We start from the raw sequence: 26142 nt of genomic DNA, 5'->3' as shown, positions 1-26142 counted from the left end.
CGGCATCTACATGTCGAGCCCGAGGTCGAGGACCGTCACCGAGTGTGTCAGGGCACCGACAGCGAGGTAGTCGACGCCGGTTCGGGCGTACTCTGCGGCAACGTCGATGGTGAGACCACCGGATGACTCGAGTTTGGTTTCTGGAGCAACAGCGTCTCGGCGCTGGACCGCGATCTGCGTCTGCCACAGCGGGAAGTTGTCCAGCAGAACAAGTTCCACGTTCTCCGCCAGCACCTGATCGAGCTGAGTGAGGTTGTCGACCTCAACTTCGCACTCGATGTCCGGGGCGAGCTCACGGACCGCACGAAGTGCTGCGACCACCGAACCGGCAGCAGCAACATGGTTGTCCTTGATCAACGCCGCGTCACCCAATCCCATACGGTGGTTGACGCCTCCGCCCACGTGGACTGCATATTTCTGCAGAGAACGCAGTCCGGGCAGTGTCTTTCGGCTGTCCCGCACTTTGGCATGAGTGCCGGCGATGGCGTCGACCCACTGTGATGTCGCCGTGGCGATTCCCGAGAGATGGCAGACGAGGTTGAGCATCGTGCGCTCTGCCGTGAGAAGTCCGCGGGTGGGTGCGACAACGGTGAGCACCGATTGACCTGGCGCAACCCGAGTTCCGTCGGCCACCCGATCAACGACCTCGTAGTTACCCGCGCCGATCACCTCGTCGAGAACAAGCAGTCCGACGTCGATGCCGGCGACAGTACCCGAGGAGCGTGAGACGACCGACGCCTTCGCGACCGCATCGGCGGGAACCGTTGCGGTAGAAGTGATGTCGGGGCCATAGCGCAGATCCTCGTCCAGAGCGAGCCTGACCAATGTGAGCAGCTCGTCACGGTCGAGCGGCGCGGGCAGGATCTTCTGCTCGGTCATCAATGAACTCCTGTCAACAACATGTCGGGTATTTCGAGCGCTCCATCGGCACCCATCTTGATCCGAGTGCTGCGACGCTGATTCGGATCTGTTTCAGGATAGTCGGTGCGGGTATGGCAGCCACGGCTCTCGGTTCGCGCCACGGCCACGTCGACCAATGCAGTCGCGGTCAACGTGAGCGCCGCGTCTTCGAGGTCCGGAGCAGCCACCGCCACTGTCTGTTCGGCGTCGGCAAGCGCGGCTCGCGCAATCTGGAGACCGCCTCCGTCGCGAACCACCGACGCGTGTGCCGTCATGACGGACTGCACGGTCTCTCGCGGCAGGATCGGCATCGGCTTGCGCACCACGTTGACCACTTCGGCATGAACCTCGCGACGCTCGGCAGCTGCGATTCCTGCACGCTCCCCGACTACCAAACCCTCGAGAAGGCTGTTGGACGCAAGACGATTCGCGCCGTGCAATCCCGTGCGAGCCACTTCGCCTGCTGCGTAGAGACCAGGCACTCCCGTTCGTCCATGGACGTCGGTGGCGACTCCGCCGCACGAATAGTGCGCGGCCGGAGCGACCGGAATTAATTGGGTGCGTGGATCGATGCCCGCTTCGAGGCAGGACGCCGTGATGGTCGGGAATCTCGAATCGAAACCGTCGAGCTTGCGAGCGTCGAGATAGACGTGATCAGTGCCGAGATCGCGTAGGCGTGCTGCGATTGCCCTCGAGACCACGTCACGCGGGGCGAGATCACCCAGCGGATGAACACCTGCGGTGACCGAATCACCGTTGGTGTCGACAAGAATCGCGCCCTCGCCGCGGACCGCCTCACTGATCAGGGGTCGGCGGCCTACCCCGCCCGGAGTGAAGAGCACCGTCGGATGGAACTGAACGAACTCCAGGTCCGCAATCGCCGCACCGGCTTCGAGTGCCAACGCGATTCCGTCGGCAGTCGCTCCGGGCGGATTTGTGCTGCAGGCATACAGCTGACCGAGTCCGCCGGTAGCGAGCAGCACCGCGGGCGCATGGATCACTCCGAGGCCTTCCGGCGAGGAGACGATGAGTCCGCACACCCCACGCCGGTTGGTCACCACCTGGACTGCCGCTGCACCGAACAGAACGGGGAGCCCGGCAGCATTGAGAGCCCGCTGTACTTCCGCGCCAGTGGCGTCGCCGCCGGCATGGATGATCCGACGCGTGCTGTGCCCACCCTCGCGGGTGCGCGACACCTCGCCGTCTCGCCCGCGATCGAAGACCGCTCCCAACGCGGCCAGCGCAGCAACAGCGTCGTGACCAGCTTCGACGATGGAATAGACGGCTTCCTCGTCGCACAAACCGACGCCGGCCTCACACGTATCCGAAACGTGCGACTCGACGGAATCCGTATTCAGATCGTCGACGACCGCGATGCCGCCCTGCGCGTACTGAGTCGCGGTGTCCGTCGGACCGCCCTTGCTGACCGTGAGTACTTTCAATCCCCGCAGAGAAGCGGTGCGCGCAGCGGTGAGGCCCGCGACACCGCCTCCCACGACGACCAGGTCGGCATGAGCCTCCCAGGCGAAACGCCCGGCAGGGCTGGTCACTCGCCGCCGCCCGGATTACCGATCTCGATCATGCGCTGCACCGACTTCTGTGCACGCTTGGCCATCTCGAGATCGACGTGGACCTCGTCCTTGCCCTCGAGAAGGCAGCGAAGCAACGCGGCAGGCGTGATCATCTTCATGTACGGGCACGACGCGCGGTCGTTGACGGCCTGGAAATCGACGTCGGGCGCTGCCTTGCGCAACTGGTGCAGCATCCCGATCTCGGTCGCGACCAGAACCTGCTTGCTCTTGGTGACGCGGGCAGCGTCGAGCATTCCGCCGGTGGAGAGAATCTTGACCTTGTCCGCGGGGACCGCGCCTTCACCGGCTAGGTACAGAGCCGAAGTAGCGCAACCACATTCAGGGTGCACGAACAGCTCGGCGTCCGGGTGCGACTTGGACTTGGCCGTCAGCTCGTCACCGTTGATGCCGGCGTGCACGTGGCACTCACCAGCCCAGATCTGCATGTTGGTACGGCCCGTCACGCGCTTGACGTGAGCTCCCAGGAACTGGTCCGGCAGGAACAGAACCTCGCGGTCGGGATCGATCGAGTTGACCACGTCGACGGCATTGGACGAGGTGCAGCAGATGTCGGTGAGACCCTTCACCTCTGCGGTTGTGTTCACGTACGACACCACCAGCGCGTTCGGGTTGTCGGCCTTCCACTCACGAAGCTGCTCGGCATTGATCGAGTCGGCCAGAGAGCAGCCGGCTCGCTCGTCCGGGATCAGCACGGTCTTGGACGGCGACAGGATCTTCGCGGTCTCGGCCATGAAGTGCACACCGCAGAAGACAATCGTGTCCTCGGGCGCCTCGGCAGCGATTCGTGACAGCGCCAGGGAGTCACCGACATGATCGGCGACGTCCTGAATCGCAGGCAGCTGGTAGTTGTGCGCAAGAATCGTCGCGCCGCGTTCGCGAGCCAGACGTTTGATCTCAGCGGCCCACTCGGGGGTCGCTTCGACTCCGTTGTATCCGCCGGGGCCGTCGTGAATCTGCGAGGCCGATCCCTCCCATAACGTCGTGGTCGTCATGGCGTTCTCCTTCACCGTGAACCCGGGCTCGTCACCCAGTTCAAATCCGGACGGGCTGGCCCGGATTTCCGTATTCGAGGTTTTCGACTTAGGATCGAAAACGTGCCCAATAGTAACACCACCCACGAAGTGCTTGCAGCGGTGTTCCAAGTTCGCACCTTCCCCGCAAGCATCGCCGCAGGTGACGGCGATCACTGCCCGCAAGGGCGTGAAGAGTTGGCCGTGCTGCTGTGGCAGCGTGCTCTCAACCCACAGAAGGGCACGTGGTCCCTGCCCGGGGGCACTTTGCGCGACGACGAGGACCTGACGACCTCCGCTCGACGACTCCTCGCCGAGAAGGTCGACCTACGAAAGGTCGCCCACCTCGAACAGCTCTCCGTCTTCAGTGATCCACAGCGCGTGCCGGGTCCGCGCCGCATCGCGTCGACCTTCCTCGGACTCGTTCCCCTCAGCGCCGACCCACAACTGCCACCGGACACGGCCTGGCACCCCGTTTCGAAGTTGCCGGAGATGTCGTTCGACCACGGAACCGTCGTACGGCACGCGCGCAATCGACTCGCCGCGAAACTCTCGTACACCAACATCGCATTCGGGCTAGCCCCGGAAGAGTTCGCGATGTCGACACTGCGCGAAATCTACTGCGCTGCCCTCGGTTACCAGGTCGATGCCACCAACTTGCAACGCGTGCTGGGGCGTCGAGGCGTTCTGACTCCCACCGGCAACACCGCACCGTCCGGCAAGTCGGGTGGACGTCCACCCGCCCTGTACCGTTTCACCGACTCCACCTTGCGGGTCACCGACGAATTCGCCGCACTACGGCCGCCAAGCTGACACCGATCGCACTGTCAGGCAACAGCTTCGAGACTTCCGCGTTGCAACCACACCGAGGTCACGGCGCCGGCCGGATCGATGACCCGGTTGATTACACCGAACCGAGTCGTCACCCGATCGAGAATCCGATCGGCCTGCCAACGATCCGTCGGATCGGCGACAATCGCAAAGAAGCGATGGGTAGGTTTTCCCGCCATGACGCGAACCAATTCGGTGACCGTCCGCGCCGTGACTGCCACGCTCCAACCAGCGTCGAGAAACTCGGCGGCCGTGCGCGCACCGTGCTCGAATCCGATGTCCGTGACAAGTACAACTCCCCTGTTGGGGGCGATCTCTGAAACACTCATTGCCGAACCTCCACTCGGAATCAAACTTCTTGACTCCTATGTAAGTCCGCAATCTTGTGCTTCCCTTGTGCTGGTTCTGTGAGAACTCTGGGGAATTGCGCGCCCCACCTCAGACAGCCCTGGAAAGGCCCGCCCAGAAGACCGTCGAGGCCGCGTTCACCACCTCGCCCACCGGCACGTCGCCCAACATTCCGCCCGCAGCAAGCGTCGCGACGCCGTGGAACGTCGCAAAGGCAACCAGCGCAATGCTTTCCGGATCACCGGCGGCAATGTCACCGGCGGCCTGAGCTTCCGACACGAGCCGGACGGACAGGTCCATCGTCGCGTGCCCCGCGTTGACGACAGTTTCGGCGGCGCCCGGCGCATGCTTGTTGCTGTACATCAGAGAGAGCAGGCCCGGATGCTCCAGCGCAAAATCCACGTAGGCATTGGCGAGCGAGGAGAACCGGGCCCTCGCGGTCGGTGGAGCATCCGCGACTGCCCGCTCGAGCTCACCGGTCATCCGATGGAATCCACTTTCGGCCAAGGCATCGAGCAAAGCCTGGCGATCACGAAAGTGCTTGCCCGGAGCCGCGTGGCTCACGCCCGCCTCACGCGCGAGTTGCCTCAGCGACAACTTGTCGACGCCATCTCGTTCGAGTGTTGCTTCGGCCGACGCCAGGAGTTCCTGTCGCAGGCTGCCGTGATGATACGGCTGTTCGTGGGCGGGCATGGTGGCACCATATCAAAATGTTGTCATTGACAACTATGGTGTCAGTGCCTACATTTGGGATCACCCGAACCGAAGGAGCCACCATGGCCATCGACGTAGCCGGAACCACCGTCCTCATCACCGGAGCCAGCGCTGGGCTCGGAGTGGAATTCGCTCATCGCTTTGCCGCTCGCGGCGCAAACCTGGTTCTGGTCGCCAGGCGGGCCGACCGCCTCGAGGCACTCGCCACCGAACTCCGTGGCGCCCACGGCATCATCGTGACAGTCCTGCCCGCCGACCTGGCCGCACCCGGCGTCGGTGCATCGCTGCACCAGGAGCTGACAAACCGTGGCATCACCGTCGACTCGCTGATCAACAACGCCGGATTCGGAACACACGGGGCATTCGTGGACGAAGATCTCGAGCGCGTCACGTCCGAGATTCAGCTCAACATCGCCACGCTGGTCGAGCTGACACACACATTCCTGCCCGACCTTCTCACCGGCCGCGGAGCACTGGTCAACGTCGCCAGCACAGCGTCGTTCCAGCCGACACCGGGCATGGCCGTCTACGGCGCGTCCAAGGCGTTTGTACTCAACTTCACCGAAGCACTCTGGGCCGAAGCTCGCGGCAGCGGATTGACTGTATTGGCGGTGTGCCCCGGTCCGACGCGCACCGAGTTCTTCGACGTAGTCGGCTCCGAAGACGCGGCGGTCGGGCGAATGCAGACGGCAACTCAGGTGGTGGACACCGCTTTCCGAGCACTGGATCGACGCTACGCGCCGCCGACCGTCGTATCGGGACTGCCGAACTGGGTGTCCTCGATCAGCACTCGCTTCGCAACCCGCCGGTTGGGCGCGCTGATTTCCGGGCGACTGTTGGGTGACGTGCGAATGAAAGCCGAAACCAAGCGCTCGTCGACCTCTGCGGCGTAGCGACGCAACAGTTACGGAAGTTTCGGCTGGCTTTCGACTTCGGCCTGTTCGGTGTCGGTGGCCGGATCCCCAGATTCCGGATCCCCGGATTCCGGGTGGTCCCCCACCCCGAGGTCGTCGTACGGATTGAGCACTGCAAGAACCAATGTCACGACGCACGCCGCGAGCGGCTGAAACAGAAGCACGAGCAAAGTTCCGACGTTCGGGGCCCGCGCAATGATCTCCCCGACCGCCGGATTGTCGGCCGTGGGGAAACGCAGTTTTGTCACGCCCGAACCCACGAGTGCCATCAGTCCGGTACCTGCCACTGAACCGACTATCAACCCGCCCAGGGCATAAGGACCTCGACTCAGGCGTGCCAACCAGGCCGCCACCGCCGACAGCACACCGACGATCAGTGCCAGCCAGATGAACACGGCGCTCGCGTCGAACTGATGAAGGCTCTCACCCGTCAACGCGACGCCGCGCCCCTCGGACACCACCAACAGGTGCTCGGCCGGAGCCAAGAACGCCCACAGCACACCGACGAGCACGCTCACGCCCGCAATGGTTGCGGCGATCACGATCGCGGTGCGCAGACGAATCTGCCGAAGAGAGATCACACAGAGTGACGCTACCTGCGGGCGACGTCGATCGAGTCGACGACACCGTGTCGGGAGCATTTCGCCCACCATCCGTCAGGGCTGACCTGAACGATCATGCGGCGCCCGCACTGCTCGCAGAAGCGAGGAGGCTCGAGCCCCATCGACGCCGCAGTCGGCGTCGGATCGTCGACGCCGTCGACGATCCGACGCCCGGTGAACGGGTTGTACCGCTCCTCGGTCACCGGAGTGCTCACAGAGTGTCGTTCAGTGCTTTGATCGGCATCTGCAGATCCACCAACAAATCCAGATCCTTCTCGGCGGGACGTCCGAGGGTCGTCAGATAGTTGCCGACGATCACGGCGTTGATTCCGCCGAGGATGCCCTGCTTGGCACCCAGGTCGCCGAGAGTGATCTCGCGTCCACCCGCGAAGCGCAGGATCGTGCGAGGCAGCGCGAGACGGAATGCCGCCACGGACTTGAGCGCCTCGCTGGCGGGCAACACGTCCAGATCACCGAACGGGGTACCCGGACGCGGGTTGAGGAAGTTGAGCGGGACCTCGTCCGGCTCCAGTTCAGCCAGGTTGGCCGCGAATTCTGCGCGCTGCTCCAGGGATTCGCCCATGCCGAGGATTCCGCCGCAGCACACTTCCATGCCTGCTTCGCGAACCATCCGAAGCGTGTTCCACCGCTCTTCCCACGAGTGCGTGGTCACGACGTTCGGAAAATGCGACTTCGAAGTTTCCAAGTTGTGGTTGTACCGGTGCACACCCATGGCGGCCAGTTGGTCGACCTGCTCCTGGGTGAGCATGCCGAGCGAGCAGGCGATCTGGATGTCGACCTCGTTGCGGATCGCCTCGATGCCTGCGGCAACCTGAGCGAGCAACCGGGCGTCGGGTCCGCGGACGGCGGCCACGATGCAGAACTCGGTAGCGCCCGACTTCGCAGTCTGCTTGGCAGCTTCCACCAAGCTCGGGATGTCCAACCACGCCGCGCGAACCGGCGACTGGAAGAGTCCGGACTGCGAGCAGAAATGGCAGTCCTCAGGGCAGCCGCCCGTCTTCAGGCTGATGATGCCCTCGACCTCGACCTCCGGTCCACACCACTTCATACGCACATCGTGGGCGAGAGCCAGCAGGTCTTCGAGCCTGTCGTCGTCGAGTCGGAGTATGTCGAGCACCTGGCTTTCGGTCAGGCCAACTCCTCTTTCGAGAACTTGCTCGCGCGCCTGGTCGAGGATGTCGACCGTCGCAGGGGCCGTGCTAATCGGGGGCGGGGTCACAGACGTCTCCTTCGAAACCAGCAAAATTGAACACCGTACAAGTTGAACGGTGTTCACGTTAGAGACGTGGTGGAATACTGTCAAAGGCGGGTCCGATCGACATCCGATCGCGAGCGGTCAACAGCGAGGCGAAACGAGGGGAACGACAAGTGCAGTTGCGACGCGGCGACGTGCTGGACGGCGCCATGGCGATACTCGACGAGTTCGGACTTGCCGACCTCACGATGCGCAGGCTCGCAACCTCACTAGGCGTCCAACCCGGCGCCCTGTACTGGCACTTCCCGAACAAGCAGACCTTGCTCGGCGCGGTCGTCGACAAGATCCTCGAAGACCTCGACGCCCCCGTCGACGCAGACACGTGGCAAGAAGCGTATTCCGAACTGGCACACAGACTTCGGTCTGCCCTACTGGCGCACCGCGACGGCGCCGAGTTGGTCAGCGCCACCTTCGCCTCGCGGATGACAAGCAGCAAGGTGCGCGAGCATTTCGTACAAGCCGGGCAAGAATCCGGGCTATCACGCGAGCATGCCCAACTCGCGGCGTACGCCCTGCTGTACTACGTGCTCGGCCACACCGTCGACGAGCAGTCCCGAGCGCAGATGGAAGAAATGGGGGCACTTACCCGAGCACCCATTTCCCCCGACTCCCCCGAGGTGATCGGCGGCGGTTCCGACGAGGACCTCCTCGATGGCGATCCGACAGTGCGCTTCCAGTTCGGCCTGGACCTGTTCATCGACGGCATCCGCACTCGCCTGAATTCGACCACACATTCAACGCGCACCGAATCGGCTCTACGACACTCCTGACAGTCGGAGTACTGCAGTAGTGCCGGCCGCGACAATCACCACCATTACCAACGGCGCCTTGAACCAGGCGCAGATGCCTCCGGCCACCACGCCGAGCATCCGCGCCGGACCCGCAACGTCATGTCCGGCGAAGATCGTCGAGGTCGCAACCACTGCAAGCAACAGCACCACGACAGCACGATCGAGGGTCTTCTCGGCGAAGCCGGAGAGCGTCACCCGAGCTCGGAGCAGAACACCACTGACCCGCAAAGCGTAAGAGCCGCAAGCGAACACGACAATGCCGATCCAGACCGATGCAGCATTCATCGAACCTTCTCCCGGAACGGTATCGTCACCGCGATACTCAGCAGCGCTACGAGCGGAGCGGTACCCGACGGCAGGAACGGCGACGTGGCCACTGCAACCGCTGCACCGATCACAGCGGCAAGCAATGTCACCTTTTCCCTCAACGCGGGCAGGACAAGGGCCAGAATGACAACCGGAAATGCGGCATCCAATCCCAACGCGGCCGGATCTTGGACGACACTGCCGAGCAGCCCGCCCAGCAGCGCTCCGATCGGCCACGACACCGCGATCCCGATCCCACAGAACCAAAAAGCCGCACGCTTGCGCTCCACCGATTCCTGCGCCATGGCAACCGCGACGCTTTCGTCGTTGACCAGGTGCGCGCCGACCAACTTGCGCCAGCCCGAGCCCCTGCGCCAGCCTGAATCCGTGTGGCGAGCCTCGCCGAGAAAAGATCCCGCTGCCAATCCGTAGGCGAAGTTTCGGGAGTTGATCAGCAAGCCGGCTACAACTGCAGCGACGGCGCCGCCTCCGGCCGCGATGATTCCGATGAACAAGAACTCCGAAGACGCTCCCAGAACGAGTACAGCCAACGCCAAAAGCTGCCACAACGAGAATCCAGCCGATCCTGCCGTCACACCGTAGGACACACCGACGATGGCCACGGAGAGACAGATCAGCACGCTCACCCGAACCGTGTCTCGATCAACTGTTCGCCATAAAGAACGCATGTATTCTATGTTGAACGAAGTGACACCGTTCGTCAAGTAGAACGATCGATCGGAGAATCGAACGATGCCCAGTAATGAAACGGATACAGCGGAGACTCCTCAGAAACTGGTCGCCGTCGCACTCAAACGCGAGCGCACCCGAGCGGGCTTGAGCCTTTCGGAGGTCGCCCGGCGCGCCGATATCGCCAAGTCCACACTCTCCCAACTCGAATCCGGACTCGGAAATCCGAGCCTCGAAACTCTGTGGGCACTCGGAAACGCATTGGGTGTGCCGTTCTCACAACTCGTCGACTCTCAGGCACAGACCGTTCAGTTGATTCGAGCCGGAGAAGGTCCCGCGATTGCGTCGGCAAACGCGTCGTACATCGCGACGCTCTTGGCGCCGAGCCCACCGAACGCACGACGCGATCTGTATCGGATAGTCGCCGAACCGGGCGAGCCGCGTATTTCCACTCCGCATGCACGCGGCACCACCGAACACGTCGTGATCGGCACCGGACGGGCGGAGGTCGGGCCCACTGCAAATCCGATCGAACTCGGACCGGGCGACTATCTTGCTTATCCCGGCGACGAGGAGCACATCTTTCGGGCGCTCGAACCAGGGACGACAGCGATCTTGGTGTCGGAACACACCTGAGCCGCGATGAGTTTCGCCGCTGCGGGAAGTCTGTATCTGGGAGGTGATGTGGCCAGAGCCTCGATTGCCGACGACAGTAACGACCGACAGCAGGAGGACCCATGTCCGGATCCAGCATCAGCAGCATTTTGCTCTCGAGCACCGACCCCGAACGCTTGCGCGACTGGTACGCCGAGGCGTTCGCCCCGAAGGTCGACCGGACTCCCGGCGAACCCGGCTACGACGTGCTCGACTTCAACGGTTTCTACGTGATGCTCGACAGACGCGACGACGTCGGCGAGACCAACCCCCAGCCGGGTCGCATGTTCCTCAACGTCGAAACCGACGACGCCCGGTCGATCGCACAGCGCATCGATGCGCTCGGCGGAAAATGGCACGCTCCACTCGAAGACCGCGGGGGCAGTTTGTTCGCCACTGCGATCGACCCCGACGGAAACTACGTTCAGATCATCGAGTTCAGCGAGGAAGCCAGGGCCGAGATGGAATCCGGAATGACGGATTCCCAAACCACCTAGTCCGGCAACCGCTGGGAACGGAGATAGTCATGCTTACAGACACGAAAGCATTCAGCGGATTTTCGGTGACAGACATCGACTCTGCAAAGAAGTTCTACGGCGAAACACTCGGGTTGAAGGTAACCGACGGAGACATGGGACTGATTCGCCTACATCTTGCCGGCGGAACCGAGATCCTCGTTTATCCGAAGCCGAATCACGAAGCGGCGACCTACACGATTCTCAACTTCGTCGTCGACGACATCGACACAACCGTCGACCAACTGACCGCACGTGGCGTGGAGTTTCTCAAATACGACGGATTCCCCCAGGATGCGCGAGGCATCATGCGTGGCAACGGCCCCGACATCGCCTGGTTCACCGATCCCGCCGGCAATGTTCTGTCGGTGATCAAGGAGTCCTGACGCGCTTAACCGCTGAACAGCTGCGACTGCCGCTGTTCAGCGGTGTCGGTGTTGGAGCGTTCTGCTGCCGCAGTTTCACGCTCGGCAGCCAGTTGCTCGGCGCTTTTTGCGTCGACAACGGGCTCCGACGCGCTGAGGTCGGAAAACAAGCCACTGCTCGATTCGTTCACATGCCACCCTTTTGCCTGGTCATCGTTGCCGCGCGCAGATAAACCTGCGTTAGAGATCGGTCGATGGCTACTCAATTACTGCCGCCCGTACGGCGCCGACAAGACGCCGATGACTCAGCAGTTCTTCACCCAGTGTTGCACGCCTGTGTTTTCCACGAGAAATTCGGTCCAGACGGGTTGTCATCGCCCGCACGGCGGAGCAATGTGAAAGATGAGCGCGGAGCAGGTCGGCAGCACTTTCGTCGGACACCTGGCCCCTCAATTCACCGCACAATTTTTGGAGGAATCATGTTGGGAATTGCTTTGGGCCTCGGCAGCGCCGCTGTCGGAATCGGCCTCGGACTGCTCGGCGCAGGAGCGGGAATTCTGCTGAGCGACAAGACCGTCAAAACCGCACGACGTGAACTCACCGCCTGACGAGGGCGAGCGCACTGAATTTTTGGGCACTCGGGTCGGTATTCGGGTGAACGCCGCGATGCGACACCCCGCGCAGTGGGTGTTCGCACGGGCCGCGCATCGACGTGGCGTGCATACCGGCGTAGATGTTCCGACGAGCGCGCAGGACGTGCTCGACCGGTTGACGGCACTCCGAATAAGTACGTGGAGTTACGGATTCGACCACAAGTCGGTCCGTCACCTGGGTCCGATGGCGCAAGACTTTGCGGCGATTTTCGGCTTGGGATCCAACGCCCGCCGGATCTCCGCCGTCGACGCGAACGGCGTCTGCATGGCGAGCATCCAAGCGTTGAACCGCAAAATCAGTGCCCTCGAGACAGAAGTCAGCGCGCTCGAGAAGGACGTGAACAGACTGAGACGGGAAACGGGAGACACGAGCACGACTCGGAATGCATTGGAAACAAACAACAATCACATATCCACACCGCTCGACGAATTCGGTGGATCCACCGGTCTGTAGTTTGTTCGGTGTGACCGCCCCTGATTCAGACTCCGACTCAGCGCCCAACGTGATTGCCGCGCTGTTCGACGTGACGTCCGATGCAGTCGGCGACGAACATGTCGAACAGGTACTTGCCGAATTCGGCTTTGGCGCAACGGAGGTCGCGGAGACCGCGGCCCGCATCCGGGCCAGTCGGTCGGAATTTCGGCGACTTCGCCGTCGCGAGAACGAATTGGCGGTTCTGTATTCGAGTGCGCGTGAGCTCGCGCAGGTTCGCGACGTGGACACACTGCTGCAGAGGCTGGTCAACCGCGCACACGACATCATGGGCACCGACGTCACGTACCTGTCCGAGTTCGACGTGATCACTCGTGACCTGAATGTTCGAAAGACGGCCGGCGCGGTCTCGCCGGAACTCCAGCATCTGCAAGTTCCTGCCGGCGCGGGACTGGTCAGCGCGATTGCCGAATCTCGAGCAGCCCAATGGGTTCAGAACTACAGCGACTACACGCAGTCGCGCCATGACGAAGTGGTCGATGCCGCGATCGTCGCCGAGGGTCTGGTGGCGATTCTCGGCGTGCCGATGCTCTCCGACGGCCAGATCCTCGGAGTCCTGTTTGCCGCCGACCGTCGGGAACGGCGTTTTACCGCAGATCAGATCGCCCTGCTCTCGGCGCTGGCTGATCACGCCTCGGTGGTCCTGCAAACCGCGCGGGCACTCGACCGCGCCGAGGAATCCGCTGCCGAGACCGGGAGAGCACTCGACGAGCTGCGCGAGCACGTGTCCGCGCGGGACAAATCGAACGTCGTCCACCAGGATCTGATCCACGCCGTTCTCCGCGGCGGCGGATACGCCCAGGTTGCACGAACTCTCAGCAGCTCTCTCGAGCGCAGCACCGTCGTCGTCGACAGTGAGCTACGCCCTCTCGTGAAATCCTCTGGCGAGCAGATCACGACGGTGCCGATGTCTCTTCCTCCCGCCGTGTCCGAGGCCATCGACCAGAGTCGCCGAAGCGGCCGATGCACGTTTGTCGCCGATAACAGCGAGACCGTGATCCAACTCGTCAGCGCCGTCACCGCCGGAGAATCGTTCCTCGGGGCCATCTTGCTGAATCGTTCGGACGCGCCGATCGGCCCCGTCGAACTCCGGACCGTGGAACGGGCAGCTCAGGTCACTGCCATCCTCGTGTTGCAACACTCGGCGGCGGCAGCAGCGGACCGGCGTGCACGTGACGAACTGGTCGCCGACTTGCTGAGCACTGCGCCCGAGCGCAGGCGCGATCTCGAACGTCGGACCCGAAACCTCGGCATCTCCCTCGGCGAACTGGACACCGTCCTCGTGGTGTCGGTCGCTCCGGAACTCCGCACCGCCGCGCTCCGCGCAATCGGGCAGTCTCTGCCGGTAGCGGGGTTGGCGGCGCAGCATGCCGGATTGATCGCGGTGGTCTCGCGCTCGGGAAACCCGGCAGCCGCGGCGACGGTCATTCACCGTCAGATCACCGGTTCGGTAGGACCGCACGCAGTAGTCATTGCGCCGGCGACGGCGGAACGCCCCGAAGAGCTCCCGGCGCGCTTCACCTCGGCGCTGCGCACGGCCCGCCTACTCACGGCATTGGGCAAGACCGACGGCGCGGTCACGACGGCGTCATATCTGCCGTACACCGTTCTGTTCGGCGAAAATCCGGAATCACTTCATCAGTTCATCGACGAAGTAATCGGCCCGGTACTCGCGTACGACCGCGACAAGGACACCGATCTCACCGCGACCCTTCGTGCCCTGGTACGCAACGACGGGAGCCCGACCAAGGCTGCCCGCGCACTCAACTATCACCCCAACACCGTCGTTCAGCGTCTCGACCGCATCCGTACGCTCCTCGGTCAATCGTGGCGGGAAGACGAGAACTTTTTCCGGGTGTCCATGGCGACGAGGCTCGACGAACTTCGGGACGTGGGAACCGAAGAGGCCGGAAGCGGCATCACCGACAGCGCCGATGGTGCATGACACTACAATTTCGACCGATCGATGTGTCGTGAGCACGTGGCCTGGCAAGCATCGACCTCCCTACTGTGAAGCGGAGCACAGAACCACTTCAGGAGGACGACCCCACGTGTCTATGAACAACCGGTCCATCAACAGCCGCATCGCCGATTTCCGGTCCTACGACGTCGCCGCACGACGCGCCGAGATCGTCCGCCAGACCGACCTGACCGAGGCAGACATCGCGGTCTACGACGCCGCCGACGGCCTCACCATCGACCAGGCCGATCGCATGGTCGAGAACGTCCTCGGCGTCATCGGCATCCCGGTCGGCGTGGCCACCAACTTCACGATCAACGGCACGGACTACCTGATCCCGCTCGCCACCGAGGAGCCGTCGGTGGTCGCAGCCGCAAGCAACGCTGCTCGCATCGCACGCGGACTCGGCGGCTTTCACGTCTCGAGTACCCCGCCGATCATGCAGGCCCAGATACAACTCGTCGACGTCGTGGATCCGGCAGCCGCCCGTATCCGACTCCTCGAGGCACGTGAAGAAATCATTGCACTCGCCAACGAACAGGACCCGAAACTGGTCAGCGTCGGCGGTGGCGTGAAGGACGTTTCGGTACGCATCGTTTCTTCGGACAAGGCCGCCTACGTCGTCCTCCACCTTCATGTCGACGTACGAGATGCGATGGGCGCCAACGCAGTCAACACGATGGCAGAGGCAATCGCGGATCGAGTAGCCGAGATCGGCGGCGGGCACGTCGTTCTTCGCATTCTCACCAACAAGGCAGATCTGCGGCTGACGCGCGTTCGTGCCGTGTTCGACGCCGAATTGATCGGCGGCGCAGAGGTTGTGGACAACCTGATCCATGCCGCACGCTTGGCAGAGCTGGATCCCTACCGCGCCGCGACACACAACAAGGGCATCATGAACGGCATCAGCGCCGTGGTGTTGGCAACCGGAAACGACACGCGCGCAGTCGAAGCCGGGTGCCATTCCCATGCAGTCAACGCCGACGGAATCTACTCCTCACTCTCGCATTTCGAGAAGAATGCCGACGGCAACATCGTCGGCACCCTCGAGCTACCCATGCCGGTCGGCCTCGTCGGCGGCGCCACCAAGGTGCACCCGGTAGCGCAGGCCGCAATCAAGATGCTCGGCGTCGAGAGCGCCGAAGAACTCGCCGGCATCATTCTGGCAGTCGGCCTGGCGCAGAACCTGGCTGCTGTCCGCGTTCTGGCCAGTGAGGGTGTCCAGCGCGGACACATGGGGCTGCACGCCCGCAACATCGCTGCCACCGCCGGAGCGCAGAAGAGCGAGATCGACGCCGTGGTTGCACGCCTGATCGCGGACAAGAGCATTCGCGTCGAGCATGCCGAGAAGGTTCTCGCCGAGATCCGCGGCGGAAACTGACGACAATGACCGAAACAGTTGCAGGATCACCGGTGTGGAAGCCGGCGCCTCATCGAGTGCCGGCACCGGGACTGCCGACCTCGGTCCGGATCTACGAAGTCGGGCCACGCGACGGACTTCAAGCGGAAACAGCGGTGATCCCGACCGAGACGAAAGCCCAGTTCATCGAACGCCTGGTCGCGGCCGGCTCCCGCACTGTCGAATTGACGAGTTTCGTCTCACCTCGATGGATCCCGCAACTTGCGGACGCGGAAGAATTGATGGGTCGGCTGCACCTGCCGGACTCGGTACGTACGGTCGTTCTTGTCCCGAACCGCAAGGGTCTCGAGCGGGCCGTCGCCGCCGGAGCGAGCGAGGTTGCAGTATTCGTCAGCGCCACAAAGGAATTCGCGAAACGCAACCTCAATTCCACGGTGGACGGCGCGATCGCCGCGGCTGCCGAGGTCACTACGGCCGCCCGAGCCCTGGGACTTCCCGTCCGCGGCTACATCTCCATGTGCTTCGGCGACCCCTGGGAAGGCTCCGTGCCCGTCGAGCGTGTCGCCGACATCGCAAAGACCCTGATCGACAGCGGTGTCACGTCACTCTCACTCGGCGACACCATCGGCGTCGGCACACCTGGCCATGTGCTCGCTTTGCTCGGCGCCCTCCGAGAACGTGGCATCCCCACATCGCAGATCGCCATGCACTTTCACGACACCTACGGCCAGGCGCTGTCGAACGTCTATGCGTCGTTGACCGCTGGGGTATCCGAATTCGACAGTTCCGCAGGTGGTCTCGGACGGTGCCCGTATGCCAAGGGCGCGACCGGAAATCTCGCCACCGAGGATCTGGTGTGGATGCTCCACGGCCTCGGGATCGACACCGGCATCGACCTGGATTCGCTCACCGATACAAGCAGCTGGATGGCCGAACAGATCGGCCACTCGAGCCCGTCCCGAGTTGTCACCGCCCTCCGCGCAGCACGCACCTGACACCCGCAACGCAAGCCCCTCATCTCGCAAGCCCCTCCCTGTACGACCCCGCCATGCATGACACTGGAGAAGACTGATGTCACCACCGCAGCCGGCAACGACGCCGACCACCACAACCGAGCCGACCGAGCAGCAGACATACCTCGAAGTCTGGGGTGACACCGTCAACGGTCGACACCTCGCGATCTCCGTTGCAGTCGGCAGTGTCGTCGGCGCCTCGGCCCTTCTCGCGGCCCAGGCACTGTTCGAACGGGTCGTCAGCGAACCGTCGTTGGCCCAGGCGTACAGCCTTCTGGTCGGCATCGCGGCCTGCCTGCTCGCCGGGGTGGTCTGCGGAATCTTCATCAAGCCGAAGCGGATAGTCGCCTTGGCCGCCGCCGACGCGGAGTCGATCGACGGTGTCATCACGACGATGAGTGAACAGCGCCAGGGTCTGGGCACTCTCGCCGACATTCCGGAGCAGAGCCGACAGGAACTTCGCGAGCTGGGTCTGTACGACCACTTCGCCGCTGCCGAGGCCGAGCACGCACGGGTCTCGAACACACCGAAGGACGGTGGGCGCGCATGAGTTCGGTTCTGACCAACGAAATTCTGATTGCCGTTCTCTTCGGCATCATCGGCGCGGTCGCATTCACGTTCATCGGATTGATCTCCGGCACGGACGAGACCGCCACGATCGCACCACTGACTCTGCTCGTGATTCTGCTCGGCGCTCCCCCGGCGGCGGTCTTCACGTTCTTCCTCTCGGGTGCGATCGCCAAACACATGACGCACGCGGTGCCGACGATGCTGCTGGGCATTCCCGGCGACACGATGGCGATTCCACTCTTGCCGGAAGCGCAGATGATGCGCTCACTCGGCATCCCGCACATCGCACTCCGCAAGGCGATCTCGGGAGCAGTGATCTCGGCGTTCGTCGCTGTGCCGGTTGCCGTTTTGTTCGCGACCATCCTCGCGCCGTTCGCGGACACCGTTCAGTCGATAGCACCGTGGCTGTTCCTGGTCGCCGCCATCGGCATCGCCTACGCCTCACCAGGCCGCTGGGCCGGGGTTGTCGCCCTCGTTCCCTTCGTCATCTTGATCCTCGGCGCTCGCGCGTTGACGTCGAATTACGATGTGTCGCTGAACATCAGCTACTTCCTTGCGATCGCAGTCGGGCCGCTGATCGCGGACCTCGCATTGACCTTGGGCCCGTCGAGCCGTAAGGACATGGAACGCAGTGAACCCAAAACCGTTGCATTGGCCCCGGACATCAAAGGATGGAAGGGATACTTCCCCAATCCCCTGAAGGTCCTCGATCGCAAGCAGATCGGTTACACCGCCGCCGCTTCCACGGTGTCGAGCGCAACCTTCGTCTTCAGCCCGGTCGCCATGACTGTTCTGATGGGTGAGCTGGTAGGTGCGCGGATCAAGAACGGCTATCACCGACTGACCACAATGGTCTCGGCGAAGAACGGTACGACGGAATCCACCTACATCGCGGAAACCCTCATCCCACTCGTCGCTTTCGGCCTTCCGCTCAGCCCGCTCGCGGCAGGCCCCGCAGCCCCTCTGTTCAACGCTCCACCGGTGTTCGAGACCAATCAGGAAACCGGAGTGATCAACAATCTCTCCACGTACCTGACGCAGTGGGAGTTCCTGCTCTACGGCCTGCTCGCAGTGGTCACGGCAACGGTCATCGCATACCCGTTTGCCATGAACTACGCGTACCGCGCTGCGTCAGCGGTGGTCAAGCACATCAGTCACGAAGCTGTGATCGCGGTGTTCACGGGACTCGTCGTCGTCATCAGCATCTGGGAGGGCGGCGTCCTCGGGCTTCTGATCACCGTGACGGTCGGCCTGGTCGGTGGCCTTCTCGGGCGCCTGTTCAAGATTCACGGCGGAGTTCTGTTCATGGGTTACTACGTAGCGCTGTTCAGTGTTCCTGCCCTGATCAATCTGTTCTGAATCGGTCGACTCCACCACCACGTGCGGACCCGCAACAAACTGCGGGTCCGCACGTATTTCTTCAGCTACCGACCGTGAGCGCCACGGTTCGATTGCGGTCCAACTTCTTCGCTCGATACAACGCCTCGTCAGCGCAATCGACCAATTGCGTCAGGTCTGCGTCGCCGTGGGGTGAACACGCGACACCGATGCTGACCGTCGGCCCGAATTCACCCAATACTGCCGACGAATTCTCCGCTTGCGCGCGTCGAATCATCTCGGCTGTTTCGGTCGCACCCTCGAGATCGACACCGGCCATCAGTACGACGAACTCCTCGCCGCCCAATCGGGCGAAGAGATGCTTGTCATCGAGGTGCCGCCGCACCTGATCGGCAAAACTCACCAACGCTGTATCGCCGGCACGATGACCGAGGTTGTCGTTCACCATCTTGAAGTGATCCAGATCCATCATCAGGACGCTGACCGGACGTCCAGAGTGGCGACGCGGATCGGTCGCACCCGTCACGCTGCCGCCTCGCCGCAAGAATTCGTCCCGGCGCAACGCACCGGTGAGATCGTCGTGGGTGACGGCCTGGGTGAGTGCCTCGAGCGCGCGGCGACGCTCGAGGATCACACAGGCCACCGCGATCGGCGCTACCGCCAGCAGCGACAATCCGATCTGGACCGACGCGCTGACCGGCGAGACGCCCTCGCTGGACAATCCGAGATGGCCGTCGGCCGTCAGTACCAACGTCCAGGCAGTTGACACAGCTGTGAGCACCGACGTGACAAATACATTGGTGAGCAAGGCTGCAGTCACCAGCGCCGGCATGGCAAACGCGATCGCTCCGGCACCGCCTATCACCCACTCCAAGATGATGCAGACGGCCAGCAGCGCCGTCGGAACGACTGATCGACGCACAAGCGTGGCAACAGCTTTCGGTTCTCGATCCACTCGTCGAAGCGAAGGGAATGTCAGCACCAAGGGGACGATGGTCATGTAGTTGACGAACTCACTCGAGAACCAGAGCAACCAGCCGTCCCACCACTGCCCGCCGAACAGCACGCGGTTCGCGATTCCGCCCACGAGCGCCGCCATCGACGCGGCGGCGACAGTCACCGACACGAGATAGCCGACGGACTGAATACTGGTCAGTCGACGGTCCTCACTGTCGACCCAGCGAAAGGCGTAGAAGCCGCTCGCAACCCCGACGATGTTGGCCGCGTTGAGCCACACCGTGGACTCCCATGCCCCACCGGTGATCAGGTCGGCTCCGACATAACCGACTACGACGCAGATCCAGGTGAGCAGTGTGGCGGAACGCGGCGACCGAAAGAGGATCCCGAGTAGCAGCGCGTTCGCCGGCCAGAAGACTGCAAGCGTGCCCGGCAGACGGCTCAGAATTCCGACCAGGCACGAGACGAAGACGACTACGCCGATAAGCAGTGCGCGACGTACGGCCGATGACGACAACGACTTTTCGACCGTGCTCACCACCTACATTCGACTGACCTACTCACAATTCGACAACCACTGTCGGTGACCAAGGCGCCCCGGATGCAGGGTCGCCGCAAGACACCCGTCGAAATATACCGACCGGAATCGTGCGCGAGGGACGTCGAAACCCAAGGCGCCCCACTGTGCCTTGGCTATCGATGCGGACAAATCGGATGTTACGTCGTCAGTTGGTCAAATGAAGTTCACCGAGCGTGATCGAAGCGGTGCGAGCAAACTCTCGGACACTCGCGCCTCCACTTCCGGCAGGCATTACCCCGAGAAGGGGAACACCGCTGACCGAAACCAGATCCTCGCGATTGCATCTCTCGGCGAGGTCCGGTTCCTGCGGCCACGAACCGATCACCAACCCGGCGCAGTCCACGCCGGATGCGCGTAGGGCTTCCACGGTCAGTGCGGTGTGATTGAGCGTGCCCAGGCCGGACGCAACCACCAGCACCACTGGCACTGCCAGAGCCGCGGCAAGATCGCGAGCGGTGAACCCGTCGACGCCCAAGCGGACCAGCAAGCCGCCGGCGCCTTCGATCAGGGTCAGGTCGTGGGTGGTGTCCAGGTCGCGAGCAACTCGGACTACTTCGTCGAGCGCCAACAACGGCAGACCACTTCGACGGGCAGCAGTATCCGGCGCCAAAGGTTCGGGATACCGCGCCAACTCGACCAGCGTCACGCCGCCGCCGGTCAGACGCTCGATCTCGGCCAGATCACCCGCACCGTCCACGTCGACGCCGGTCTGGGCCGGTTTGAGCACCGCAACCGACTTTCCCGACTGCAGGGCGAGCGATGCCAGTGCTGCCGTCACCACTGTTTTTCCGACGTCGGTCGACGTTCCGGTCACCAGGAAAATGCTCATGCTCGGGCTCCGGCCAATACTTCGCGCAGTACGAGAGCGATCTGCTCCATCTCGGATGCGGACAGCGTCGCTCGTGCGGTCAGACGCAGCCGTGACGTTCCTTCCGGAACCGACGGCGGGCGGAAGCAACCGACATGCAACCCCTGATCCCGGCACGCCGACGCGGCATCGAACGCCCGCTGCGGATCACCGAGAACGACTGAGACGACAGCAGATTCAGGCGACGGAGCACCGGTGACGTCCGCCAACTCGGATGCCCGGGCCAGGACGTCGAGCGCTCGCGTCGGCTCACGCTGGAGTACGGCGAGTGCAGCCCTGGCCGCGCCTACGGCGGCCGGTGCGAGACCGGTGTCGAAGATGAACGTTCTTGCCGCGTCGATGAGATGCGCGCGGATCTTGTTGTCACCGAGCACAACTCCGCCCTGGCTGGCGAGCGACTTGGACAGTGTTGCCGTCACGACGACGTCGGGTTCACCGGCCAGGCCCGACTCGTGGACGAGTCCACGTCCACCGGCACCGCGCACACCGATGCCATGCGCCTCGTCGACCAGCAGGATCGCCCCGAACTCGCGGCACACCTGATGCATCTCCCGCAGCGGCGCGAGGTCTCCGTCGGCGCTGAAGACCGAATCCGTGACGACCAGCGCTCGCTCTTCCACTCTGCTGCGCAACGTGTCGGCGAGAAAGCTCACGTCCGAATGCGGAGCTACCGCGACCCGGGCACGTGACAGGCGGCAGGCATCCACGAGTGAGGCATGCGATCCCGCATCGGAGACGATCAACGATCCGGGACCCGAGAGCGCCGTCACCGCGCCGAGGTTGGCTGTATAGCCGGAAGAGAAGACCAGTCCGGAGTCCGCCCCGACGAACTCGGACAGTTCGACTTCGAGCAGTTCGTGTTCGGTGGTGGTGCCGGTGACCAGACGCGAACCCGTGGCGCCCGCGCCCCAACGGCGCAGAGCCGCCGTGGCACCCTCGATCACATCGGGGTGCCGCACGAGTCCGAGGTAATCGTTCGACGCCAGGTCGATCAACGGGGAGTCGACCGTGCGAGGACGGAGTTCGCGACGCAGTCCAGCGGCCCTGCGGTCCGCTTCGACGGCCGTCAGCCAATTCAGCGAGGTGTTCACTTTTCCGACCATACTTGAACACCGTTCAACTCAATGGTTAGGGTGCATCCGTGCTCACAACCGGACTTGATCCCCATGACGTCTCCGCCATCGATGCCGATGTCCTCTGGCATCCGTACGGATCGTTTCCCGCGTCGACTCGTCCGCTGATCGTCGACTCTGCGCAGGGGGCTATACTGACGCTCTCCGACGGCCGCCGATTGGTCGACGGGATGAGCTCGTGGTGGGCCGCCATTCACGGCTACCGCAATCCCGTGCTCGACACCGCCGCCGCACGGCAGCTCGGCAAGATGAGCCATGTCATGTTCGGCGGACTGACGCACGAACCCGCCGCTCGCCTCGGGCGACTGCTCGTCGACATCACACCACCTCACCTCGACAAGGTGTTCCTCTCCGACTCCGGTTCGGTGGCCGTCGAAGTCGCAGTGAAGATGTGCCTGCAGTACTGGCGGAGCCTCGGAAAGCCGTCGAAGAATCGTTTGATGACCTGGCGCGGCGGATACCACGGTGACACCTTCACCCCCATGAGCGTCTGCGATCCCGACGGCGGCATGCATTCTCTCTGGACCGACGTCCTGCGCCCTCAGGTCTTCGCGCAGGCTCCCCCGGCGGGCTATCTCCCCGAATACGTGCAGGAGTTGGAATCGCTCTTGGCCGAGCATCACGAGGACCTCGCAGCGGTGATCGTGGAACCGGTGGTCCAAGGCGCCGGCGGAATGCGTTTCCACGATCCCGCGTACCTGATCGACCTGCGTAACCTCTGCGACAAGTACCAAGTCCTCCTGGTCTTCGACGAGATCGCGACCGGATTCGGACGCACTGGAGAACTGTTCGCCGCCGATCACGCCGGCGTCAGTCCCGACGTCATGTGCGTCGGCAAGGCACTGACCGGCGGGTACATGAGTCTGGCGGCAACGCTGTGCACCACGGAGATCGCGGAGACCATCACTGCCGGTGAGGGCGGCGGGCTGATGCACGGCCCCACCTTCATGGGCAATCCACTCGCGTGCGCCGTCGCGGTGGCGTCGACCGAACTTCTGCTTGCGATGGACTGGCGGCGTGACGTCGCAACCCTCGAACGTGGCCTCGCTCGAGGCCTCGCCGAAGCCGTCACAATTCCCGGGGTCGTCGACGTCCGCGTCAAAGGCGGAATCGGAGTGATCGAACTCGAACAGCCGGTCGACATGCAGAGCGCGACCGATGCAGCCGTCGACGCCGGCGTCTGGCTCCGGCCGTTCCGCAACCTCGTATACGCGATGCCTCCGTACCTGTGTTCGGAGGCAGAGGTGGAACAGATCACAGCCGGAATGCTTGCAACCGCCCGCAGCCAGGCGAAACGGTGATCGGCACCGTAGACAGTCGACGAGATTCGATCGGCTGCACCCGATAGGGTCTGATTCATGGATCAACCGCCGAGCGAGACCTCAGCCACTCCCATCCCGGTATGGCCTGGCAGTGCGTACCCACTCGGTGCCACCTACGACGGCGCTGGGACCAATTTCTCGCTCTTCTCCGAGGTCGCCGAGGCCGTCGAGCTGTGCCTGATCGCCAAGGACGGAACCGAAACCCGCATTCGGATGGACGAGGTCGACGGTTACGTCTGGCATGCGTACCTTCCGTCGGTATCCCCCGGCCAGCGATACGCCTACCGCGTACACGGGCCGTACGATCCGGCTGCAGGTCTGCGATGCGATCCGAGCAAGCTCCTGCTGGACCCGTACGGAAAAGCGTTCGACGGAGACTTCGACGGAGACCGTTCGCTGTTCTCGTACGACGTCGAATCGGCGGCGGACCCCGAACCTTCAGGAGACGACGAATCTCCCGCCGTGGAGCCGCAAGAGGCTATCGACGAAACGAGTTCGGAAGCCGAATCGGACGAGGTGGGCCTCGAAGACGACTCGCCCACGGGCGATCAGGAATCGGACGAGATCCTCGAGCCCGAACCCTTCGAGCCGGAACCACTCGTCGACGAACCCGCCACCATCCCTTTCCCCCAACATGATTCGCTCGGCCATACGATGTCGACCGTCGTCATCAACCCGTTCTTCGATTGGGCGTCCGACCACTCGCCGAAGCGTCCGTATCACGAGACGGTCATCTACGAAGCGCACGTCAAGGGTATGACCGCGACGCATCCCGGAGTTCCGGAGGAATTGCGCGGCACGTACGCGGGGCTCGCTCATCCGGTGATCATCGAGCACCTCACCGATCTGGGTGTCACGGCGATCGAACTGATGCCGGTCCACCAGTTCATGCACGATCAGGTGCTTCTCGACCAAGGTCTGCGAAACTACTGGGGTTACAACACCTTCGGCTTTCTCGCTCCACACACCGACTACTCCTCGGCCACGAAACCCGATGCGGCCGTAGCGGAATTCAAAGCCATGGTGCGCAGCTTCCACCAGGCGGGTATCGAAGTGATCCTCGACGTGGTCTACAACCACACCGCCGAGGGCAATCACATGGGGCCGACCATCAGCTTCCGCGGAATCGACAATGCCGCCTACTACCGCCTGGTCGACGGCGACGAAGAGCACTACATGGACTACACCGGAACGGGCAACAGCCTCAACGCCCGTCATCCGCATACGCTGCAATTGATCATGGACTCTCTGCGGTACTGGGTCACGGAGATGCACGTCGACGGTTTCCGCTTCGACCTCGCCTCGACACTCGCCCGTGAACTGCACGACGTGGACCGCCTTTCGGCCTTCTTCGATCTCGTGCAACAGGATCCGATCGTCAGTCAGGTGAAGCTGATCGCCGAACCGTGGGACGTCGGCGAAGGCGGTTACCAGGTCGGCAACTTCCCCGGCCTGTGGACCGAATGGAACGGCAAATACCGCGACACCGTCCGCGACTACTGGCGTGGTGAGCCGGCAACGCTGGGGGAGTTCGCCTCCCGTCTCACCGGATCCTCTGATCTCTACGAGGCCACCGGACGTCGCCCTGGCGCGAGCATCAACTTCGTCATCGCCCACGACGGTTTCACCCTGCACGACCTCGTCTCGTACAACGAGAAGCACAACGAAGCCAACGGTGAGAACAACAACGACGGCGAATCGCACAACCGATCGTGGAACTGCGGAGTCGAAGGCCCCACCGACGACCCGGAAATCCTCGAACTGCGTGGACGTCAGAGCCGAAACATACTGGCTACGCTGATGCTCAGCCAGGGCACCCCGATGCTTGCTCACGGCGACGAGATGGGCCGAACTCAGCAGGGTAACAACAACGTTTACTGCCAGGATTCGGAACTGTCATGGATGGATTGGACTCTCGCGGAAACCAACGCCGACCTCGTCGAGTTCACCAAGCGCGCAATTGCCTTGCGCGCCAAGAACCCGGTCTTCCGGCGTCGTCGATTCTTCGAGGGGCGACCTATTCGAAGCGGCGACCAGAGTCGCGACATCGCCTGGCTCACGCCGTCTGGCGAAGAGATGACTCCGGCCGACTGGGACAGCGGTTTCGGCAAGTCGTTGGCTGTCTTTCTCAACGGTGACGCGATCCCGGAACCGAACTACCGCGGCGAGCGCGTCACGGGAGATTCGTTCCTTCTCTGCTTCAACGCCCACTACGAAGATCTCGAATTCTCCACCCCCAACGCGGACTACGCGTCGGAGTGGACCGTCGTACTGGACACCTCGGTCCCCACCGGTGAGAGCGATACCGTGATCAAAGCCGGAACAACATTGGATGTAAAAGCGCGAGCATTGACGGTACTTCGCAGAACCGCTTGAGGGAGACGTGC

General features: G+C 63.1%; 29 protein-coding genes. 15 read left to right on the top strand and 14 right to left on the bottom strand.

Annotated elements, in window-relative coordinates; all coding sequences use genetic code 11:
• Positions 1-6: 6 nt before the first annotated feature.
• Genes nadC through nadA form a run of 3 tightly spaced genes read right to left on the bottom strand, consistent with a single transcriptional unit; the run spans position 7 to position 3484 of the window.
• Entirely contained in the window at positions 7-879 is an 873-nt protein-coding gene (gene nadC, locus AC1Q6C_RS26300) for a carboxylating nicotinate-nucleotide diphosphorylase (RefSeq protein ID WP_003941805.1), read from the bottom strand.
• Positions 879-2450, bottom strand: coding sequence for an L-aspartate oxidase (locus tag AC1Q6C_RS26295; RefSeq protein ID WP_003941771.1), 1572 nt, complete (start codon positions 2448-2450; stop codon positions 879-881). Before AC1Q6C_RS26295 ends, nadC begins: the two co-directional genes overlap by 1 nt.
• Entirely contained in the window at positions 2447-3484 is a 1038-nt protein-coding gene (nadA, locus tag AC1Q6C_RS26290; RefSeq protein WP_003941702.1) for a quinolinate synthase NadA, read from the bottom strand. Before nadA ends, AC1Q6C_RS26295 begins: the two co-directional genes overlap by 4 nt.
• A 102-nt stretch (positions 3485-3586) precedes the next feature.
• Between nadA and AC1Q6C_RS26285 the strand changes: the two genes are divergently transcribed.
• On the top strand, positions 3587-4315 hold the full coding sequence (locus AC1Q6C_RS26285; protein WP_007733069.1) for an NUDIX hydrolase: 729 nt from the start codon (positions 3587-3589) through the stop codon (positions 4313-4315).
• Between the two features lie 14 nt (positions 4316-4329).
• Here AC1Q6C_RS26285 and AC1Q6C_RS26280 read toward each other — a convergent pair whose 3' ends face one another.
• Together AC1Q6C_RS26280 and AC1Q6C_RS26275 are read right to left on the bottom strand one after the other, a co-directional pair.
• Positions 4330-4662 (bottom strand): Rossmann-fold NAD(P)-binding domain-containing protein, encoded by a 333-nt coding sequence (locus tag AC1Q6C_RS26280; RefSeq protein ID WP_064113311.1) that lies wholly within the window; start codon positions 4660-4662, stop codon positions 4330-4332.
• A gap of 109 nt (positions 4663-4771) precedes the next feature.
• The gene (locus tag AC1Q6C_RS26275) at positions 4772-5374 is read right to left on the bottom strand and encodes a TetR/AcrR family transcriptional regulator (protein WP_230358767.1); all 603 of its coding nucleotides are present in this window, start codon (positions 5372-5374) and stop codon (positions 4772-4774) included.
• An 83-nt stretch (positions 5375-5457) separates the two neighbouring features.
• On the opposite strand from AC1Q6C_RS26275, the gene AC1Q6C_RS26270 reads away from it, so the two are divergent.
• Positions 5458-6288 carry an SDR family NAD(P)-dependent oxidoreductase gene (locus tag AC1Q6C_RS26270; RefSeq protein WP_065352566.1) on the top strand — a complete coding sequence of 277 codons (831 nt, stop codon included), beginning with the start codon at positions 5458-5460 and terminating at the stop codon, positions 6286-6288.
• An 11-nt stretch (positions 6289-6299) separates the two neighbouring features.
• On the opposite strand, the gene AC1Q6C_RS26265 is transcribed toward AC1Q6C_RS26270, so the two are convergent.
• The 3 genes from AC1Q6C_RS26265 to bioB are packed head-to-tail and all read right to left on the bottom strand — an operon-like array spanning position 6300 to position 8136.
• A complete protein-coding gene (locus tag AC1Q6C_RS26265; RefSeq protein ID WP_007733080.1) occupies positions 6300-6890 on the bottom strand; it encodes a DUF2567 domain-containing protein in 591 nt (196 codons plus the stop codon).
• A gap of 11 nt (positions 6891-6901) precedes the next feature.
• On the bottom strand, positions 6902-7126 hold the full coding sequence (gene bsaP, locus AC1Q6C_RS26260; RefSeq protein WP_003941741.1) for a biotin synthase auxiliary protein BsaP: 225 nt from the start codon (positions 7124-7126) through the stop codon (positions 6902-6904).
• Positions 7123-8136, bottom strand: a complete 1014-nt coding sequence (bioB, locus tag AC1Q6C_RS26255; RefSeq protein WP_230359915.1) for a biotin synthase BioB — start codon at positions 8134-8136, stop codon at positions 7123-7125. Before bioB ends, bsaP begins: the two co-directional genes overlap by 4 nt.
• Positions 8137-8300: 164 nt before the next feature.
• Between bioB and AC1Q6C_RS26250 the strand changes: the two genes are divergently transcribed.
• Positions 8301-8957, top strand: a complete 657-nt coding sequence (locus AC1Q6C_RS26250) for a TetR/AcrR family transcriptional regulator C-terminal domain-containing protein (RefSeq protein ID WP_065352567.1) — start codon at positions 8301-8303, stop codon at positions 8955-8957.
• Here the strand turns inward: AC1Q6C_RS26250 and AC1Q6C_RS26245 are convergent.
• On the bottom strand, positions 8943-9263 hold the full coding sequence (locus AC1Q6C_RS26245; RefSeq protein ID WP_230358769.1) for an AzlD domain-containing protein: 321 nt from the start codon (positions 9261-9263) through the stop codon (positions 8943-8945). The genes AC1Q6C_RS26250 and AC1Q6C_RS26245 overlap by 15 nt on opposite strands.
• Positions 9260-9973 carry an AzlC family ABC transporter permease gene (locus AC1Q6C_RS26240; protein ID WP_230358771.1) on the bottom strand — a complete coding sequence of 238 codons (714 nt, stop codon included), beginning with the start codon at positions 9971-9973 and terminating at the stop codon, positions 9260-9262. Before AC1Q6C_RS26240 ends, AC1Q6C_RS26245 begins: the two co-directional genes overlap by 4 nt.
• A 64-nt stretch (positions 9974-10037) precedes the next feature.
• On the opposite strand from AC1Q6C_RS26240, the gene AC1Q6C_RS26235 reads away from it, so the two are divergent.
• The 3 genes from AC1Q6C_RS26235 (at position 10038) to AC1Q6C_RS26225 (ending at position 11529) form a co-directional block, all read left to right on the top strand.
• Positions 10038-10610, top strand: a complete 573-nt coding sequence (locus tag AC1Q6C_RS26235; protein WP_003941789.1) for a helix-turn-helix domain-containing protein — start codon at positions 10038-10040, stop codon at positions 10608-10610.
• A gap of 101 nt (positions 10611-10711) precedes the next feature.
• Complete coding sequence (locus tag AC1Q6C_RS26230; RefSeq protein ID WP_030537099.1) at positions 10712-11125, top strand: VOC family protein; 414 nt, start codon at positions 10712-10714, stop codon at positions 11123-11125.
• Between the two features lie 29 nt (positions 11126-11154).
• Positions 11155-11529: a VOC family protein gene (locus AC1Q6C_RS26225; RefSeq protein ID WP_030537100.1), complete on the top strand. Its 375-nt coding sequence runs from the start codon at positions 11155-11157 to the stop codon at positions 11527-11529.
• 5 nt (positions 11530-11534) lie between these two features.
• Here AC1Q6C_RS26225 and AC1Q6C_RS26220 read toward each other — a convergent pair whose 3' ends face one another.
• On the bottom strand, positions 11535-11699 hold the full coding sequence (locus AC1Q6C_RS26220) for a hypothetical protein (RefSeq protein WP_003941708.1): 165 nt from the start codon (positions 11697-11699) through the stop codon (positions 11535-11537).
• Positions 11700-11987: 288 nt separating this feature from the next.
• On the opposite strand from AC1Q6C_RS26220, the gene AC1Q6C_RS26215 reads away from it, so the two are divergent.
• The 7 genes from AC1Q6C_RS26215 (at position 11988) to AC1Q6C_RS26185 (ending at position 18916) form a co-directional block, all read left to right on the top strand.
• A complete protein-coding gene (locus tag AC1Q6C_RS26215; protein ID WP_003941742.1) occupies positions 11988-12116 on the top strand; it encodes a hypothetical protein in 129 nt (42 codons plus the stop codon).
• Positions 12100-12615 carry a tail fiber domain-containing protein gene (locus AC1Q6C_RS26210; protein ID WP_030537101.1) on the top strand — a complete coding sequence of 172 codons (516 nt, stop codon included), beginning with the start codon at positions 12100-12102 and terminating at the stop codon, positions 12613-12615. The genes AC1Q6C_RS26215 and AC1Q6C_RS26210 overlap by 17 nt, the downstream gene beginning before the upstream one ends.
• 10 nt (positions 12616-12625) lie before the next feature.
• A complete protein-coding gene (locus AC1Q6C_RS26205) occupies positions 12626-14599 on the top strand; it encodes a helix-turn-helix domain-containing protein (RefSeq protein WP_492666899.1) in 1974 nt (657 codons plus the stop codon).
• Between the two features lie 112 nt (positions 14600-14711).
• Positions 14712-15995 carry a hydroxymethylglutaryl-CoA reductase, degradative gene (locus AC1Q6C_RS26200; protein ID WP_054827941.1) on the top strand — a complete coding sequence of 428 codons (1284 nt, stop codon included), beginning with the start codon at positions 14712-14714 and terminating at the stop codon, positions 15993-15995.
• A 5-nt stretch (positions 15996-16000) separates the two neighbouring features.
• Positions 16001-16969, top strand: a complete 969-nt coding sequence (locus AC1Q6C_RS26195) for a hydroxymethylglutaryl-CoA lyase (protein ID WP_080712772.1) — start codon at positions 16001-16003, stop codon at positions 16967-16969.
• 76 nt (positions 16970-17045) lie between these two features.
• Positions 17046-17537, top strand: a complete 492-nt coding sequence (locus AC1Q6C_RS26190) for a hypothetical protein (RefSeq protein WP_003941716.1) — start codon at positions 17046-17048, stop codon at positions 17535-17537.
• A complete protein-coding gene (locus AC1Q6C_RS26185; protein ID WP_047270124.1) occupies positions 17534-18916 on the top strand; it encodes a tripartite tricarboxylate transporter permease in 1383 nt (460 codons plus the stop codon). The genes AC1Q6C_RS26190 and AC1Q6C_RS26185 overlap by 4 nt, the downstream gene beginning before the upstream one ends.
• Positions 18917-18977: 61 nt before the next feature.
• Here AC1Q6C_RS26185 and AC1Q6C_RS26180 read toward each other — a convergent pair whose 3' ends face one another.
• The 3 genes from AC1Q6C_RS26180 to AC1Q6C_RS26170 all read right to left on the bottom strand — a co-directional run bounded on the left by AC1Q6C_RS26180 (position 18978) and on the right by AC1Q6C_RS26170 (position 22403).
• A complete protein-coding gene (locus AC1Q6C_RS26180) occupies positions 18978-20390 on the bottom strand; it encodes a GGDEF domain-containing protein (protein ID WP_230358774.1) in 1413 nt (470 codons plus the stop codon).
• A gap of 187 nt (positions 20391-20577) precedes the next feature.
• Positions 20578-21261: a dethiobiotin synthase gene (gene bioD, locus AC1Q6C_RS26175; RefSeq protein WP_230358775.1), complete on the bottom strand. Its 684-nt coding sequence runs from the start codon at positions 21259-21261 to the stop codon at positions 20578-20580.
• Positions 21258-22403 (bottom strand): 8-amino-7-oxononanoate synthase, encoded by a 1146-nt coding sequence (locus AC1Q6C_RS26170; protein ID WP_230358776.1) that lies wholly within the window; start codon positions 22401-22403, stop codon positions 21258-21260. Before AC1Q6C_RS26170 ends, bioD begins: the two co-directional genes overlap by 4 nt.
• 38 nt (positions 22404-22441) lie before the next feature.
• Between AC1Q6C_RS26170 and AC1Q6C_RS26165 the strand changes: the two genes are divergently transcribed.
• Together AC1Q6C_RS26165 and glgX are read left to right on the top strand one after the other, a co-directional pair.
• Positions 22442-23734, top strand: a complete 1293-nt coding sequence (locus AC1Q6C_RS26165; protein WP_230358777.1) for an adenosylmethionine--8-amino-7-oxononanoate transaminase — start codon at positions 22442-22444, stop codon at positions 23732-23734.
• A 57-nt stretch (positions 23735-23791) separates the two neighbouring features.
• On the top strand, positions 23792-26131 hold the full coding sequence (gene glgX, locus AC1Q6C_RS26160; protein ID WP_230358778.1) for a glycogen debranching protein GlgX: 2340 nt from the start codon (positions 23792-23794) through the stop codon (positions 26129-26131).
• Positions 26132-26142: the final 11 nt, after the last annotated feature.

It is taken from the genome of Rhodococcus sp. MT28 (assembly GCF_058792695.1).
The sequence above is the reverse complement of the archived record's forward strand: the minus strand, read 5'-3'. Positions and strand labels throughout refer to the sequence as shown.

What these genes read in the sequence shown, in the direction of transcription:
- AC1Q6C_RS26215 (WP_003941742.1), top strand. Translation starts at nt 11,988, where the DNA reads ATGTTGGGAATTGCTTTGGGCCTCGGCAGCGCCGCTGTCGGAATCGGC.
- AC1Q6C_RS26195 (WP_080712772.1), top strand. Translation starts at nt 16,001, where the DNA reads ATGACCGAAACAGTTGCAGGATCACCGGTGTGGAAGCCGGCGCCTCAT.
- AC1Q6C_RS26225 (WP_030537100.1), top strand. Translation starts at nt 11,155, where the DNA reads ATGCTTACAGACACGAAAGCATTCAGCGGATTTTCGGTGACAGACATC.
- AC1Q6C_RS26185 (WP_047270124.1), top strand. Translation starts at nt 17,534, where the DNA reads ATGAGTTCGGTTCTGACCAACGAAATTCTGATTGCCGTTCTCTTCGGC.
- AC1Q6C_RS26235 (WP_003941789.1), top strand. Translation starts at nt 10,038, where the DNA reads ATGCCCAGTAATGAAACGGATACAGCGGAGACTCCTCAGAAACTGGTC.
- AC1Q6C_RS26200 (WP_054827941.1), top strand. Translation starts at nt 14,712, where the DNA reads ATGAACAACCGGTCCATCAACAGCCGCATCGCCGATTTCCGGTCCTAC.
- AC1Q6C_RS26280 (WP_064113311.1), bottom strand. Translation starts at nt 4,662, where the DNA reads ATGAGTGTTTCAGAGATCGCCCCCAACAGGGGAGTTGTACTTGTCACG.
- AC1Q6C_RS26270 (WP_065352566.1), top strand. Translation starts at nt 5,458, where the DNA reads ATGGCCATCGACGTAGCCGGAACCACCGTCCTCATCACCGGAGCCAGC.
- nadA (WP_003941702.1), bottom strand. Translation starts at nt 3,484, where the DNA reads ATGACGACCACGACGTTATGGGAGGGATCGGCCTCGCAGATTCACGAC.
- AC1Q6C_RS26245 (WP_230358769.1), bottom strand. Translation starts at nt 9,263, where the DNA reads ATGAATGCTGCATCGGTCTGGATCGGCATTGTCGTGTTCGCTTGCGGC.
- bioD (WP_230358775.1), bottom strand. Translation starts at nt 21,261, where the DNA reads ATGAGCATTTTCCTGGTGACCGGAACGTCGACCGACGTCGGAAAAACA.
- AC1Q6C_RS26170 (WP_230358776.1), bottom strand. Translation starts at nt 22,403, where the DNA reads ATGGTCGGAAAAGTGAACACCTCGCTGAATTGGCTGACGGCCGTCGAA.
- nadC (WP_003941805.1), bottom strand. Translation starts at nt 879, where the DNA reads ATGACCGAGCAGAAGATCCTGCCCGCGCCGCTCGACCGTGACGAGCTG.
- AC1Q6C_RS26230 (WP_030537099.1), top strand. Translation starts at nt 10,712, where the DNA reads ATGTCCGGATCCAGCATCAGCAGCATTTTGCTCTCGAGCACCGACCCC.
- AC1Q6C_RS26240 (WP_230358771.1), bottom strand. Translation starts at nt 9,973, where the DNA reads ATGCGTTCTTTATGGCGAACAGTTGATCGAGACACGGTTCGGGTGAGC.
- AC1Q6C_RS26190 (WP_003941716.1), top strand. Translation starts at nt 17,046, where the DNA reads ATGTCACCACCGCAGCCGGCAACGACGCCGACCACCACAACCGAGCCG.
- glgX (WP_230358778.1), top strand. Translation starts at nt 23,792, where the DNA reads ATGGATCAACCGCCGAGCGAGACCTCAGCCACTCCCATCCCGGTATGG.
- AC1Q6C_RS26275 (WP_230358767.1), bottom strand. Translation starts at nt 5,374, where the DNA reads ATGCCCGCCCACGAACAGCCGTATCATCACGGCAGCCTGCGACAGGAA.